Here is a 13872-nt window from a genome sequence, read left to right as displayed (position 1 = left end):
TGCGCGAGGATCCACCGATGTGCACCCGCGTGTTGTGGAACAGCAACCAGCTGACCGTGATCTCCGGCCGGACGATGGACTGGCCCGAGTCGACGCAGCCGAAGCTGACGGTCTTCCCGCGCGGGCGCGAGCGCGACGGCGGCCTGGTCGGCGGGCAGCGGGCCGTTGCCGGGCAGGCGCTGGAGTGGACGAGCCGCTATGGCAGCCTCGTCACGAGCATCTACGGGATCGGATCGGTCGACGGGATCAACGAGCGGGGCCTCGCGGCGCACGCGCTCTACCTCCAGTCGACGGACGTCGGCGAGCGCGACCCGAGCCGGCCCGGTCTGCAGATGGGGCTGCTGACGCAGTACCTGCTCGACGCCGCGGCGACGGTCGGCGAGGCCGTCGCGCTGCTCGACACGTTCCAGCCGGCGATGGTCTCGGCCAACGGGCACGACGCGACCATCCACCTGGCGATCGAGGACGCCGACGGCGACTCCGCGATCATCGAGTACGAGACGGGCGTCCCGGTCGTCCACCACGGGCGCGAGTTCACCCTGATGACCAACGACCCGACCTACGACGAGCAGCTGGCGCTGCTGGCCGAGCAGGACTTCGCGCACCCGTCGAGCGACCTGCCGCTGCCGGGTAACGTCAACCCCCGGGACCGCTTCCAGCGGGCGGCGTACTACAGCGCATTGCTGCCGGAGCCCCGCAGCGAGCGCGAGGCGGCGGCGAGCGTGCTCTCGATCATGCGCAACGTCTCGGTCCCGTTCGGGGCGCCGTACCACGACTTCGGGATCTACAACACCGAGTACCGGACGGTCGCTGACCTCACCAGCCGCCGCTACTTCTTCGAGCTGACCACCAGCCCGAACGTGATCTGGACCGAGCTCGGCGAGCTGGACCTCTCGCCCGGCGCGCCCGTGCTCGTCCTCGACCCCGACGACATCCAGCTCTCCGGGGACGTCTCGGGCCGCTACGTGGAGGCGGCCGTCGCGTTCTGAGGCTCGTGCACGTCCCGTCGGACGCTGGTCGTGGATGTTGAGGCCGTCGGCGTTCCAGATGAGGTGCGATCGGTCGTCGCACCGGCCTGCCTGTGGGTAGACGACCGACATAGCGCGTAGGCTCGCCCCGCGAACGTGCCAGGCCGAGGAGACCACGATGATCACGGTCTTGGGGCCCGCCACCCGCGCCCCCGGTCCCTCGGGATCCGACGGCCGTCGTCGACGGCCGCGGCCGCGCCGACGCGGGTCCTGGCCGGGGTGGCGATCGTTGCCACGATCGTCGAGTTCGTCACGATGTTCCGGCCGCGCGCCCAGGGCCGCTACAGCGAGGACTTCCTGACGACGTACCGGCCCGAGGTCTACTTCGGCGAGAAGCGGGGAGACCGCAGCGGGCCGTTCATCGCGGACGCGTTCCTCTTCCTGTATCCGGCGATCCTCGAGCTGCTCTGCCTGTTGGCCGTCGCGGGCGTGGCGGCCTCCCTGCTGGTGCGGCCGAACCGATCGCGCGCGGCACGGCGCTACGCCGTGGCCGGTGGCCTCGCGCTGGTGGCGGTCGCCGTCTTGAACGTGTCGGTGCCGAGTTGGGGCGTGATTCCGTTCAAGACCCTCGGGGCGAGCTACGTGGCGCTGGCCGCTGCGGTCGTCGCCGCCCTCGCGGTGGCCGCCGCGGCCGTCGTCGGCCAGCGCCCGCCGTCCGCCCCCGCAGCTGGACCGGCTCCCCGCTGAGCGCGGCCGCAGGGCTGCGCCACGATGCTCGGTGGGCTCCCCACCGGAGCGGCGCAGATGCGTACAGGACTTCCGTGGAGATTGCGTGCGCGCCGGAGCGGGCCCCGCATAGGATCGCCCGTTCCCGCCGGCCCGTCGTGGGCCGGACACGACCGAGGAACCCTGCGTGACCGTTCAACCAGATCCCTGCCGTTCCACCGTCGTCCGTTCCCGGTCGACCCGACCACGGGCCGACCGCCTGCTGCGGCTCGCCCTCGCGGTGGGCGCCGCGGTCGGGCTGGCGGGCTCGACCGCGGCCGTCGCGACCGCGGCGGTCAGCGAGGACTTCGTGGATACCCCTGGTCCGGTGCAGGCATGGGGGACGATCAACCGCTCGGAGCCGCACGGCCCGCTGGTCGGGTGGGCGTTCGGCAATACCGGGGTCTTCTCGGCGCACCAGGGCGCGGCCGGCTCGTACGTCGCCGTGTCCTCGATGAGCACGACGGAGCACGGCACGATCAGCAACTGGATGTCGAGCCCGCGCCTGCTCCTGGCCAACGGCCAGACGGTCTCGTTCTTCACCCGGGGCACCGGCAGCGGCTACGCGGATCGGCTCGAGCTGCGGCTGTCGACGAACGGCAGCTGCCAGCCGGGGACGCAGGCCGGCGTGCCCGGGGACTTCACCCAGCTGCTGACGACGATCAACCCGACGTTGCAGGCGTACGGCTATCCCGCGACCTGGACGCAGGTCTCGGCGACGCTCTCCGGGCTGCCCGCCGAAGGCGCGACCGGCTGCTTCGGCTTCCACTACAGCGTCCCCAACGGCGGGACGGAGGGAATCAACAGCGACTACATCGGCGTCGACACGTTCGCCTTCTCGGGCGACTACGCGCCGCCGCCCGTGCCGGTGCTCGCGTCGTTCTCCCCGAGCTCCCCGGCCAACGACAATCAGCCGCGCGTCGTCGGGGCCGCCGATCCGGCGACGACCGTCCGGATCTACGCCAACGCGACCTGCACCGGCACGCCGCTCGCCAGCGGAAGCGGGGATGGCCTGGCCGACGGCCTCGCGATAGCGGTCGCCAACGACGCGTCGACGACCGTCTACGCCACCGCCACCGACGAGCGTGTCAGCCTGACATCGGCGTGCTCGTCGGCGAGCCCGACGTACGTGGAGGACTCGACGGCGCCGGCGACGACCGACGACGTCCCGAGCAGTTGGGTGGCCGAGCCACCGACGGTGACGCTTGCCGCGAGCGACGCCAACGGCGTCGTGGCGACGCACTTCGCGGTCGGCGCCGATCCGGCGCTGCCGACGGTCGCGAGCCCGGTCTACGACCCGGCCGCTCCGCCGGTGCTGCAGGACGGTGAGCGGATCCGCTACTTCAGCGTCGACGCCGCCGGGAACGACGAGGCGTTGCGAATCTCGCCGGTCGTGCGGGTCGACACGACCTCGCCGACGACGACCGACGCGATCACCGCCGAGACGGCGCCGGGGCAGCAGGCCGTGCTGACGGCGGTCGACGGGCAGTCGGGCGTGGCTGCGACGCACTTCACGGTCGGGACCGATCCGGCGCTGCCGACGGTCGCGAGCCCGGTCTACGACCCGGCCGACCCGCCGCGGCTCGCGGCGGGCGAGCGGATCCGCTACTTCAGCGTCGACGAGGTCGGCAACAGCGAGGCACCGCGGTCGTCGGTCGCGATCACCGTGCCCGCGACGCCGGACCGGCAGCCCGGTCCGCAGCCGGCGCCCCAGCCGCAGCCGAACCCGACCCCACAGCCGAACCCACAGCCCGCTCCGCTCCCGACCACCTGCGAGAGCCCGTTCGTGGCGCTGATCGGGATCGAGCAGCAGGGCACCGCTCGCGCACCGCGCGTGCAACTGACGGGCGTCGCGGCCCGCGCGTTGGCCGGCGAGCAGGTCGAGGTCCAGCGCGACGGTCGCCGGATCGCCAGCGTGCAGGTCGGGACGGCGGGGGAGATCGAGGCCCGGGTGACCGCGCCGCGCAGCCGGGCGGCCCGCGACCGGGCGCGCTACCGGCTGGTGCTGGGAGCGGTCCGGACGAGCGCGCTCAAGGCGAAGCGCCGCGTCGTGGTGCTCCGCCGACGGGTGCTCGCGGACGGCCGCGTCGTCGTCGACGGGCGCCTGCTCGGCGTCCGCCGCGCCACCACGATGCGGGTGACGGCGACCCCGGTCTGCGGGACCAGCGGGTTCGCCGGCCGGTCGCTGCGATCGAACCGCTCGGGACGCTTCCGCGTCGTCCTCGCGCCGCCGACCGGCGACGCTCCGCTGCTCGCCTACCGGATCCGGCAGGGGACCCGCTTCACCAGCCTGCCGGTGCTGGTGCCCCGCGGCTGAGCGGGTAGGCGGAGGAGCTGGGGCTCGCTTGGGCCCCAGCCCCCAGCGGCGCAAATGTATTCCTTGACACGAATATACGGTCTGGTGAATACTTCGCCCCATGGAGCAGGTGGCATCGGCACTGGGGGACGGCGCGCGCTGGCGGATCGTCGAGCTGCTCGCCGAGCGGCCCCGGTCCGTCGGCGAGCTCGCCGAGCTGACCGGCCTGCGGCAACCGCAGACGACCAAGCACCTCCAGACCCTCGGCCGTGCGGGCCTCGTCACGGTCTTCCCGCTCGGGCAGCGTCGGGTCTACGCGCTCGAGGCGGCGCCGCTGAAGGCCTTCGAGCGTGGGGTGGCGGAACTCGTCGAGGCGACCGAGGCGCACGGGGGTGAGCGCGACGTGATCGCCCGCTACCGCGCCGCGATCGAAGCGGAAGCCGCGGTCGCGGACCGGGAACGGTGGGCGGACGGACGTCGCTTCTCGTTCGAGCGCGTCTTGGCCGCGCCCCGCGACGTCGCCTGGCGGCATTGGGTCGACCCGGACCTGCTCGCGTCCTGGTGGGCTCCGCCGTCGATGACGGTCACCGAGTGCGTGCTCGAACCGAAGCCGGACGGTCGCGTCGTCCTCGACTACCGCGACGCCGAGGGGCGGGACTACCGCTCGGCGGGACGGGTCCACGCCGCGAAGGAGCCGGAGCAGCTCGCGTTCGAGCTGTCGGTGCTGGACGCGGCCGGAGCGGTCTCGTTCACCGGCCACTACGACCTGGCCCTGGCCGCGGTCCCGGACGGCACCCGACTGCGGCTCGACCTGCGCATCGTCGACACCGCCGTCGAGGCGGTCCCGTACATCGCCGGGATCGAGACCGGCTGGGGTCAGGTGCTCGACAACCTCGCCGACGCCGTCGGCAGTGCTCCGCGCGCCACCAAGGCCGCGCACACGAAGCGAAGGGACGTCCAATGACCAACTCCTCCGAACGCCGGGTGACGGCGAACATCGGCCTCACCCTCGACGGGCGCTACAGCGGACCCGGCGGGCCCGCCGACATCGGCGCGATCGTCCCCTACGCGACCACCGAGGTCACGCGCGACCACCTCACCCGGATCTGGCAGGGCGCGACGACGGTGCTGCTCGGCCGGCGCAACGCCGAGGGATTCCTGGGGTACTGGCCGCCGGTCGCCGAGGACGAGAACGCCGACCCGCGCGATCGTGGATACGCGAAGTGGCTGGTCGAGACGGAGAAGGTGGTGCTCTCGACCACCTTGACCGAAGCGCCGTGGGACCGCACCCGGATCGTGAACGCCCCGGCGGCGGACGTCGTCGCCGACCTCCGGGCCAGCGGCGAGGGCGACATCCTCGTCAACACCAGCCCGAGCATCACCAAGGCGCTGCTCTCGGCAGATCTGCTCGACCGGCTGTACCTGATGGTCTGCCCCGAGATCGCCGGGGGCGGACCGCGGCTGTTCGACGACGGCCTGCCGGCGTCGAAGTGGACGCTCGCGCACCACGAGGTGGGCGAGCTGGGGGAGATGGCGCTGGTCTACGACCGCGCCCGCTAGCGCTCGGCGGCGGCGTCCTCAGGCGCCGCCGGCCTCGCCGGTCGCGAGGCGCAGCTCGCCGAGATGATCGCCTCAGGCCTGCGCCACGCCGCGGTTCCGGGCGATCGTCTACGCCTCGACGACGGCCTTCCCGGTTGCCGCCCACGCACGCTGTCGGTCGCGCGGGCGACCGATCACGACGTTCGTGCCGTCGTCGAGGATCGGCCGCTGCAGCAGCGCCGGGTGCGCGAGCAGGATCGCGACGACCTCGTCGAGCGGCAGGCCGTCAGCCTCGAGTCCGAGGTCCTGGTACTTCTTGTCGCGCCGGATCAGCGCGTCGACCGGATCGCCCTGCACGCGCTCGGCGAGCGACCGCACTTCGGACTCGGACAGCCGTTCGGCGACGAGCAGGTACTTGCGCACGGTCACGTCGTGGCCGGCATCGGTGAGGGCATCCAGCGCGTGCACCGAGGTCGGGCAGTGCGGGTTGTGCATCAGGGTCAGCGTCACGGAGCAGATCCTAGGTGCGGGGGAGGCGGCGGAGCCCGATGCTGGCGTAGAGACGTTGACGTCCCTCGCGCGGTAGGTTGAGCGAGAGGGGCTCGCGTCACCCTGTGGCTTGGGCATGGTCGACGTCTGAGGGGGCGCCGTTGCGTGCGTGGGAATCTCGGTCCGTTCGGATGGGTGTCCGAGCAGGCAAGCCGGTTGTCCGGCGCCCTCGCCTTCGCGGGCCTCGGCCCGCTGCCGCCGTCCCAGGCGTTCCCAGGTGACGCGCCCGAGCGAGTTCGCCCGCACCCTGCAGAACGCCCTCGGGTCGTACGGATGGCGGGGCCAGGGACCGCCCGGACCGCCACCGGGCGGCACTTCCGCCTTCCGAACGTTCACGCTGTCGCTCGACGGCGGGTGGGTGGCGAAGCTCCGAGCGACGTGGTTCGATCGTGAGACGATCGAGCTCTCGCCGTGGCAGCGCGGCATGCGGCACGTCGTGATGGTCCACGGAGAAGTGACGCTGCCCGCGGCCGAGCAGCTGGCCGAGCGGTTGGGGGTCAACGGCGGGCTGGGCATCAGCGCGGCGCGTGAGTTCGAGGTCCCGGGCAACAAGCCTGAGCAGCGCCAGTTCCGGGGCGCCCAGGACTATTCGTCCGTCGTCTCCGACGTCCTGAGCTACACGACGAGGGTGTTGGAGCCGTGGGCGCGAGAGCACGCGAACCTCGACGCCTGGCTCAGCGCCTCCGAGGCGATCGGCCGGGAAGACCCCGAGGTGCTCGCGTGGGACGTGCCGGTGATGCTGGCGGCGTGCGGCCGCGGTCCGGAGGCGATGGCGAGGCTGCGGGCCGCGGGGACGATCGCGAGCGTCGCGGCGGATCCCGGCTTCGCGCCGTTCGCCGAGCGCCTGGAGCAGGTCGTGATCGCTGGCGTCGATGCGCTGCCCGATGCCCCGGAGCCGCTGCCGCTTTCGGCGACCCACGCTCGGGATCGCACGGCGGAGGACACGATCCGGCTGGAGTTCTACGAAGGCTGGGGTCGCGAGGTCGCCGAGCAGCCGGTCTGGTGGCAGCTGCGCTTCGGGGCGCGCAAGCTGCGCTCGGCGATCGGGGCCGTGCGGGCGGCCTCCCAGGGCGAGGGCGCGGGGTGGTGGGCGCCGGTGGCGTTCGCACCCGACGTCGAGGAGCATCTGATCGAGGTGTTCGAGTCGTCGGGCGATCCCGTCGACGGTCGGGTTGGCCTCCAGGCCGAGTTGCGGGGCCGTTCGCCACAGCTCGATGGCGGCGTCGAGGTGGTGCTGCGCGGGCTGGTCGTCGGGATCATCCGGCCCGAGGACATCCCGACCTGGGGCGTGGTGTTGCGACTCGAGGGCGCGAGGAGGGCGCGGCTGACGCGGAAGCGGGATCGTCCGCGGTTCCTGCTGGAGGTCGACATCGGCTGAGCTCGCGTGACGCAGGGGCCCTACGTCTCGGCGAACGCGGCGGCGACGCGGTCGGTCGCCTCGAGCTGGGGGTAGTGGCCGATCCCGTCGAGGACGTGCAGCTCCGCGCCGGGTAGCCGCTCGTGGATCTCCGGAAGCACGTGCGCGCCGGAGACCGGGTCCTCGGGCCCCCAGACGAAGCGCTTCGGCAGGTCATCCTCGACCAGCGCGCCGACCCAGCGCGCCTCGTGGACGCGTCGCTCGGCGATGTAGGCGAGCAGGCGGTCGGCGTTGCGGTTGCCGTGGTCGCGGCTGAAGGCCCGCCAGTGCTCGTGCAGCTCGGCGTCTCCGGGATCGACGGTCATCACCTCCCGCAGCGCATCGCTGAACCGGCGCTCGGACGTCAGGCGCGCGAGCAGGGGGCCGAACGGCCCCGCCATCAGCTTCTGGATCCGGATCGGGCGGTGGAGGTGCGGGAAGATGCCGCCGTTCAGGAACGTCACCTCGGTGAGCGTCGCCGGGAGGGTGCCGTCGCGACGCCGCGCGAGCAGCTCCTGCGCGACCGACACGCCGTAGTCGTGCGCGACGAGCGCGGTCTCGCCGACGCCGTGGGCGCGCCACGCCGCCTCGACGAGGTCGGCCTGCTCGACGAGCCGGTAGTCGTGCCCGCGCGGCTTGGCCGAGGCCCCGAAGCCGAGGAAGTCGAGCGTCACGTCCCGCCGCCCCGGACCGAGCGCCTGGTGCAACGGCACCCAGTCCCACGAGGACGTCGGGAAGCCGTGCAGCCACGTGACGGTCGGGGCGTCCGCCTCCCCGTCGGCGCGCGTGAAGATGCCGTCGTTCAGGCGCCGTCCGCCCGCCCACCACGCGTCGAGAGAGGTCACCTGCGCGAGCGTACCGGCGTGGTGCGGCTCGTTGGGGATCACGCCGGCCCCGCACGGCACTGGAACTCGCTGCCTTCGAGCTCGAGCGGTACGTCGATGGTCTCGGCGTCGCCGGAGAAGTACCGGTCGAACTGCTCGGTCGTCGCGGCGAACACGCGCGGATCCCTGAAGTCGGGGTCGAGCATCGGCACGAGGTCGGGGTAGAAGACGTTGCGCAGGCCGCGATCGGATCCGACGAGCGTGAGGACGCCGAGGGGGCTGCTGTAGGTGGTCCAGGACATGGTCAGGCCGCTTTCTCGAGGGTGGTGGTGAGACGCGGCCGGGGTCGGTTTCGTGAGGTCGACTGCTACTTGGCGTCGTGGAAGATGACGCCCAGCGCCGTGCGGGTACCGGCGGTGACGGTGGAGACACCGTGGCGCAAGCCGACGCGGTGGTAGCCGGTCTTGCCGCGGTTGGGGCGCTCGCGGGTCGGGAAGATCACGAACGCGCCCCGCGCCGGACGTAGGACGTGCGCGCGGCTCTGGGCGCGCGGGCGCTGCTCCATCAGCACGAACTCGCCTCCGTCGTAGTCCCGTTCGGCGTCGGAGAGGACGGTGAGGACCTGGAACGGGAAGGACACGTCGCCGTAGAGGTCCTGATGCAGGGCGTTCCAGTCGCCGGCGTGGTAGCGGAGCATCAGCGGGGTCGGGCGGTCCTGTCCGGCCGCGTGGCAGCGCTCCAGGAGCTTCTCGTGGGTGAGCGGGAACGTCGTGTTCTCGCCCGACAGCAGCGCGGCCCAGCGGTTGGCGATCGGCGCGAGGCGCTCGTAGAACGCAACCCTCGCGGCTTGGATCGGATCGGGAAGGGGGTGGGCGAAGTAGCGGTAGCGGCCGTCGCCGAAGCGGTGGCGGGCCATCTCGATCGTCGACCGGAACCGGTCGCTCTCGAACAGGTCCGCCAGCGCGACGCACTCGTCCTCGGTGAGGATCTCGGGCGTGATGGCGAAGCCGTTTTCATCCAGCTGGCGGGCCAGGTCGTCCCAGTCCAACCGGCCGATGCGGGCGGTGACGGCGTCAGATGTCGAGCCGAAGATGTCGGGCCGATCATCGGCGATGTCCTTCCTCGCCGTTCGCCGGGCGGTGTCCGGCGGCGCGGGAGCGGGGGTCTCGGAGGCGTTCAGCGGCACGGTAGGGGTGAGACGCCGAGAGGCGCGAGAACGTGAGACGTCGATCTGGGTGACTCCTGCGGGTCGTCGTGGTCGTTCGGGCGACCGGGCGCGGTGCGAAGAAGGGGATCGACCGGCTTGGTGCGGACGTCCTCAAACCGCCGGTGCGCGAACGCTGGGGGTAGCGAATACGGTGGTTCGATGAGCATCGATCCGCGTGCAGCATCCGGCTTCTCGTCGGTGGCGGACGCGTACGAGCGTGGCCGCCCTGGGTATCCGACGGCAGCCATCGACAGGATCGTCGACGAGTTCTCGTTGTCGGGAGCGAGTCGGGTGCTGGACCTGGCGGCCGGGACGGGACAGCTGTCGCGTCGGTTTCAGCCCCGCGTGGAGGCGACGATCGCCGTCGAGCCCTCTCGCGAGATGCGGGAGCGGCTGGCCGCCGAGTTGCCGGGCGTGACGGTGCTGCCCGGGGCGGCGGAGGCGATACCGCTGGATGATGCCGCTGTGGATGCGGTCGTCGTCGGCGAAGCGTTCCACTGGTTCGCGACCGAAGCCGCTACGGACGAGATCGCGCGCGTGCTGAAGCCCGCTGGGGGAGTGGCGTTGCTCTGGAACGTCGCGACATGGTCGTCCGAGACGACGCCCTGGCTCGACGACTTCCGCGCGTTCGTGGCCCGCCACAGGCGCGAGGCGGGTGACTACCCGGCCGCCAACGGGACCTGGCGCGAGGGCTTCGACCGCACCGAACGGTTCGGTGGGCTCGTCCACGTCGAGCTCGCGCAGACGCAGACCTTGGAACCGGCCGATTTCGTCGCGCAGGTCGCTTCGTGGAGCTGGATCGCCAATCTCGAGGCCGATCGTCGTCGAGCGGTGCTCGACGACGTGCTGACGCTCGTTGGAGACGCCGGTGCGGTGACGATCCCGTACCGCACCGACCTCTATCTCGCGCAGTGTCGCTAGGCGGGTTTGCGCTTGCAGGGATGGGGGCGGGGCCGGTTTCGCGTGGGGCTACCGATGCGCCAGCGGCGGCGTCACCGTCAGGGCGTGTCCTCGTCGATGACACCGGCGAGGCGCTCGAGGACCTCGAGCGTGTCACGGAGCTTCGTGGCCCCGATCTGGCCGGCGACCCGGTCCGCCCAGGGGTGCTGGGCGATCGAGATCCGCCGGATGGCCCAGGAGCCGTCCTCGGTGCACGCGAGGAGCTTGGCCCGGCGGTGGGCAGGGTTCGGGCGGTACTCGGCCAGGCCGCGTTGCACGAGGAGGTCGGCGACGCGTTGCACGCCTTGGCGCGTCATGCCCATGCGCCGGCCGATCTCGGCGACGGTCCGCGGCTCGTCGAGGACGCCGCCGAGCACCTGCCAGGCGGCGGCGGTGATCTCGCCCTCGGCCGCGAGCTCCTGGGCGGCGTCCATCAGGCGTCGGTTGAGGCGAAACGTGGCCAGGATCAGGTCGGTGAGCGCGGCCCCCGCCGCCGTTTGCGGCTCGGGCTCGGGCCACTGCTCGCGGGGCGGCCTGCTGGCGCCTGCCTCGCGACTCACGCCGTCGCCGACATCAGGGTCGGATACGCGGAGGCAACCTCGCGATCGAAGACCGCTTCGTACGCCTCGGCGACGTCGCCGGAGAGCAGTCCGAGGTGCTCCAGGGTGACCCGCGCGAACTGGACGGGCGAGGACGGCCCTGCGGTCACGACGCCGTCGCCGACCACCGCGCGGGCCTCGACGTACCGCTTGCCGCCGGAGTACCCGGAGGCGGCCAGGTACCCGGGATCGGCACCCGTGTGGTCGCGCTCGTCGAGCAGGCCGGCACGGGCCAGCCCGAAGACGGCCCCGCAGATCGCTGCGACCGGCACGCCGGCGTCGAGGAAGCGACGGGCGGCATCGGTGAAGGCCGTGGCGCCGTCACCCTCCCAGATCTCGCCGCCGGGCAGGATCAGCAGGTCGCTGTCGGCGGGATCGAGCGCGGAGATCAGCGCGTCGGGCAGCATCCGGACGCCGCCCATCGTCGTGATCGGGTCGAGGGTCTCGGCGACCGCGACCACGTCGAACGGCTGCCCGGTGAAGCGTCCGGTGCGGAGCTCGACCAGCAGGTGTCCGGTCTCCCAGTCGGCGAGGGTGTCGAAGAGCGCCAGGTGTGCGGTGGGCGACATGACAGCAGCCTGTCAGATTGACAGCATACTGTCAATCTGGTGCTGGGGCCGCGCTCGGCCGGACGTACGCGCTCCGTCGTGCCCACCGTCACCGCGGCCTGTCGCTTTCGGCGGGTCAGCTTCGGCAAGCCCCCGCCGCGAGCGTACCCTCCTCGTGCATGGTGCGTGCCCGCTGCACGCGAACGCCGCGACGGGCTCGTCCGGGGAACGGCTTGGCCTTCCGCACGTCGAAGGTCAGGAGCTTTCCGGGACGAAGCGCCCGGTAGATGTTCGCGTCGTCGACGGCGCCTACGCCGAACTCACCGCTGTAGCAGGTCCCCCTACGTCCTTCGTTGACGAACACGGGGTACATTCCGCTGATGTAGATCGCCCATCTGCGCCCCAGCCGCCGGTTGGTCTGGAACCTGTAGGTGACGCTCTTGGAGGTCTTGCTGTATTGCGAGTAGACCAGCGCGGGCGTGCCGACGATCCGCAACGGGGCCGGGGCCGCGGACGCGTCCGCGGCCAGGGAACCGAAGAACAGCGCGCTGCAGAGAACACCAGCGGTCAACGTCGTTCGCATCGGGTCCACCGTAGCTCGGGCACGCCCAGGCGATCGCGCCGGCTCCCCGAGAAGCCCGGGACCGATCAGCCTCGGCAGGCCCGAGCGGCGAGCTTGAACGCAGCGTTGGTGCTGCTTGCTCGTTGGACCCGGACGCCGCGGCGGGCTCGCTGTGAAGACGGCTTGCCCTCACGCACGTCGAAGGTCAGGAGCTTTCCGGGTCGAAGCGCGCGATAGATGTTCTCCATGACGTCGGTGCCGACGCCGAACCGCCCCTGGTAGCGCGTTCCCGACTCCGCCTCGTTGATGTCCATCGGGTACATCCCACTGATGTACAGCGCCCTCCGGCGGCCCAGCGGCCGGTTGGTCTGGAACTGATAAATGACCGTCCGGTCCTTCTTGCTGTACTGCGAGTAGACCAGCGCGGGCGTCCCGATGATCCGCAACGGCTTGGGCGCCGCCGATGCGTAGGACGCCGTCCCGCCAAACAGCAGCGCGCTGCAGAGAACACCAGCGGTAGGCGTCGTACCCATCGGATCCCTGACCGTAGCTCAGACCAGCGGGCTTCGCACCGCGTCCGGGCCGGACATATCGCAGGAGGACTACTTGCGTTAACCGGACAGGCGCCGGCGGGCCGACCGCCGGTGCGCCGGGTCGTCATGGGTCGGGTCAGACGCTCCACCTCGGCCCCTACGACGACGAGGGTCCGGTGCTCGCCGCGGTGCACCACGACTTCGTTCCGTCCCAGGCACTCGAGATGGCCGGCAAGCACCACGAGATCTACCTCGGCGACCCGCGCCGGACCGCGCCCGAGAAGCTGAGGACGATCCTCCGCCAGCCGGTCTCGCGCACGCAGACCTGACCCGGTTCGACCGCCCGCCGACGTACCAGCCGGCGCCGGGGCGAGGTGCGGGTCAACCGGCTCAGGATCTCCGGCGGCGAGCGCCAAGAACCAGCTTCGGCCGACGCTCGGAAGTCGACGGGAGGAAGCGAGCAAATCGCCCGTAACCGCGGTGGTGAGGTCAAGGACCCAATCGGTGTTGTCGGAAGGTCTGCCGATGAGCCTGTTCTGGAGCATCTCCTCGACGACCTCCGAGGAGTGGACGGAACCGATGAAGAGGGGCCGAACGCTGCGCCCGGCCGCCCTCCGCCAGCGACGGACCACCGAAGACGAGCGTCACCGATCGCACGGTGACGCTCGCGGCCCGGCGGTCAGCGGCAGGCGCTCTTGGCCCGGGCGACGACGTCCTTCTGCCCGGATGCCCGCTGGACGCGGACGCCGCGTCGGGCTTCCCGGAAGGGCTCGAACTCCTGCGCGGCGAGCGTCATCCGCTTACCGGGACGCATGGCCCGGTAGATGTTCATCCCCTGGCCGGCGCCGACCGCGAACTGACCGGAGTAGCAGGTGCCCGTACTTCCGCGGCTGACGAACGCCGGGAACATGCCGCTGAGGCGGACCTCCCAGTTGGACCCCAACCGCCGGTTCGTCCGGAACTGGAACGTGACCGCCTTGGTCCTGCTCTTCCCGTCGTGTGCCTCGTAGTAGGCGACAACCGGGGTTCCGACGATCTGCAGCGGCTTCGATGGCTTCGACGATGCCGTGGCCGACGGCGTCAGAGCCACGGCACCCAAGACCGACGCCGTGCACGCCAGCCCGGTTGTCAACCACATACGCATCAG

16 protein-coding genes and 1 pseudogene are annotated in these 13872 nt (G+C 71.7%); 8 read left to right on the top strand and 9 right to left on the bottom strand.

The window, feature by feature from the left end; translation table 11 throughout:
• Nucleotides 1-17: 17 nt before the first annotated feature.
• The 5 genes from ACVUH9_RS05890 (at nt 18) to ACVUH9_RS05870 (ending at nt 5589) form a co-directional block, all read left to right on the top strand.
• Nucleotides 18-989 carry a linear amide C-N hydrolase gene (locus ACVUH9_RS05890; RefSeq protein ID WP_475754866.1) on the top strand — a complete coding sequence of 324 codons (972 nt, stop codon included), beginning with the start codon at nt 18-20 and terminating at the stop codon, nt 987-989.
• Between the two features lie 258 nt (nt 990-1247).
• Nucleotides 1248-1715 (top strand): hypothetical protein, encoded by a 468-nt coding sequence (locus ACVUH9_RS05885; protein WP_475754864.1) that lies wholly within the window; start codon nt 1248-1250, stop codon nt 1713-1715.
• A 166-nt stretch (nt 1716-1881) separates the two neighbouring features.
• Nucleotides 1882-4050 carry a choice-of-anchor J domain-containing protein gene (locus ACVUH9_RS05880; RefSeq protein WP_475754862.1) on the top strand — a complete coding sequence of 723 codons (2169 nt, stop codon included), beginning with the start codon at nt 1882-1884 and terminating at the stop codon, nt 4048-4050.
• A 100-nt stretch (nt 4051-4150) separates the two neighbouring features.
• Nucleotides 4151-4993, top strand: coding sequence for a metalloregulator ArsR/SmtB family transcription factor (locus tag ACVUH9_RS05875; RefSeq protein WP_475754860.1), 843 nt, complete (start codon nt 4151-4153; stop codon nt 4991-4993).
• The gene (locus ACVUH9_RS05870) at nt 4990-5589 is read left to right on the top strand and encodes a dihydrofolate reductase family protein (RefSeq protein WP_475754858.1); all 600 of its coding nucleotides are present in this window, start codon (nt 4990-4992) and stop codon (nt 5587-5589) included. The genes ACVUH9_RS05875 and ACVUH9_RS05870 overlap by 4 nt, the downstream gene beginning before the upstream one ends.
• A 108-nt stretch (nt 5590-5697) precedes the next feature.
• On the opposite strand, the gene ACVUH9_RS05865 is transcribed toward ACVUH9_RS05870, so the two are convergent.
• The gene (locus ACVUH9_RS05865) at nt 5698-6078 is read right to left on the bottom strand and encodes an arsenate reductase family protein (RefSeq protein WP_475754856.1); all 381 of its coding nucleotides are present in this window, start codon (nt 6076-6078) and stop codon (nt 5698-5700) included.
• A 397-nt stretch (nt 6079-6475) separates the two neighbouring features.
• On the opposite strand from ACVUH9_RS05865, the gene ACVUH9_RS05860 reads away from it, so the two are divergent.
• The gene (locus ACVUH9_RS05860) at nt 6476-7495 is read left to right on the top strand and encodes a hypothetical protein (RefSeq protein WP_475754854.1); all 1020 of its coding nucleotides are present in this window, start codon (nt 6476-6478) and stop codon (nt 7493-7495) included.
• Between the two features lie 20 nt (nt 7496-7515).
• Here the strand turns inward: ACVUH9_RS05860 and ACVUH9_RS05855 are convergent, their stop codons facing one another.
• From ACVUH9_RS05855 to ACVUH9_RS05845, 3 genes are all read right to left on the bottom strand, one after another.
• A complete protein-coding gene (locus ACVUH9_RS05855) occupies nt 7516-8358 on the bottom strand; it encodes an alpha/beta fold hydrolase (protein WP_475754852.1) in 843 nt (280 codons plus the stop codon).
• A gap of 38 nt (nt 8359-8396) precedes the next feature.
• On the bottom strand, nt 8397-8639 hold the full coding sequence (locus ACVUH9_RS05850; protein WP_475754850.1) for a hypothetical protein: 243 nt from the start codon (nt 8637-8639) through the stop codon (nt 8397-8399).
• Nucleotides 8640-8704: 65 nt separating this feature from the next.
• On the bottom strand, nt 8705-9523 hold the full coding sequence (locus ACVUH9_RS05845) for a 2OG-Fe(II) oxygenase (protein ID WP_475754848.1): 819 nt from the start codon (nt 9521-9523) through the stop codon (nt 8705-8707).
• Nucleotides 9524-9703: 180 nt separating this feature from the next.
• Here ACVUH9_RS05845 and ACVUH9_RS05840 point away from each other — a divergent pair, with 180 nt between their 5' ends.
• The gene (locus ACVUH9_RS05840; RefSeq protein WP_475754846.1) at nt 9704-10465 is read left to right on the top strand and encodes a class I SAM-dependent methyltransferase; all 762 of its coding nucleotides are present in this window, start codon (nt 9704-9706) and stop codon (nt 10463-10465) included.
• 77 nt (nt 10466-10542) lie between these two features.
• Here the strand turns inward: ACVUH9_RS05840 and ACVUH9_RS05835 are convergent, their stop codons facing one another.
• From ACVUH9_RS05835 to ACVUH9_RS05820, 4 genes are all read right to left on the bottom strand, one after another.
• Nucleotides 10543-11043 carry a MarR family winged helix-turn-helix transcriptional regulator gene (locus ACVUH9_RS05835; protein WP_475754844.1) on the bottom strand — a complete coding sequence of 167 codons (501 nt, stop codon included), beginning with the start codon at nt 11041-11043 and terminating at the stop codon, nt 10543-10545.
• A complete protein-coding gene (locus ACVUH9_RS05830) occupies nt 11040-11651 on the bottom strand; it encodes a DJ-1/PfpI family protein (RefSeq protein ID WP_475754842.1) in 612 nt (203 codons plus the stop codon). The genes ACVUH9_RS05835 and ACVUH9_RS05830 overlap by 4 nt, the downstream gene beginning before the upstream one ends.
• A 115-nt stretch (nt 11652-11766) precedes the next feature.
• Entirely contained in the window at nt 11767-12213 is a 447-nt protein-coding gene (locus ACVUH9_RS05825) for a hypothetical protein (protein WP_475754840.1), read from the bottom strand.
• A 65-nt stretch (nt 12214-12278) separates the two neighbouring features.
• Nucleotides 12279-12725 (bottom strand): hypothetical protein, encoded by a 447-nt coding sequence (locus ACVUH9_RS05820; RefSeq protein ID WP_475754838.1) that lies wholly within the window; start codon nt 12723-12725, stop codon nt 12279-12281.
• Between the two features lie 137 nt (nt 12726-12862).
• Between ACVUH9_RS05820 and ACVUH9_RS05815 the strand changes: the two are divergent.
• Nucleotides 12863-13054: pseudogene (locus ACVUH9_RS05815) on the top strand (GyrI-like domain-containing protein); the annotation flags it as partial.
• Nucleotides 13055-13404: 350 nt separating this feature from the next.
• On the opposite strand, the gene ACVUH9_RS05810 reads toward ACVUH9_RS05815, so the two are convergent.
• Entirely contained in the window at nt 13405-13863 is a 459-nt protein-coding gene (locus ACVUH9_RS05810) for a hypothetical protein (RefSeq protein ID WP_475754836.1), read from the bottom strand.
• Nucleotides 13864-13872: the final 9 nt, after the last annotated feature.

The sequence above is a fragment of the Patulibacter ginsengiterrae genome, assembly GCF_056269115.1.
This window is presented reverse-complemented; position numbering and strand designations above follow the sequence as displayed.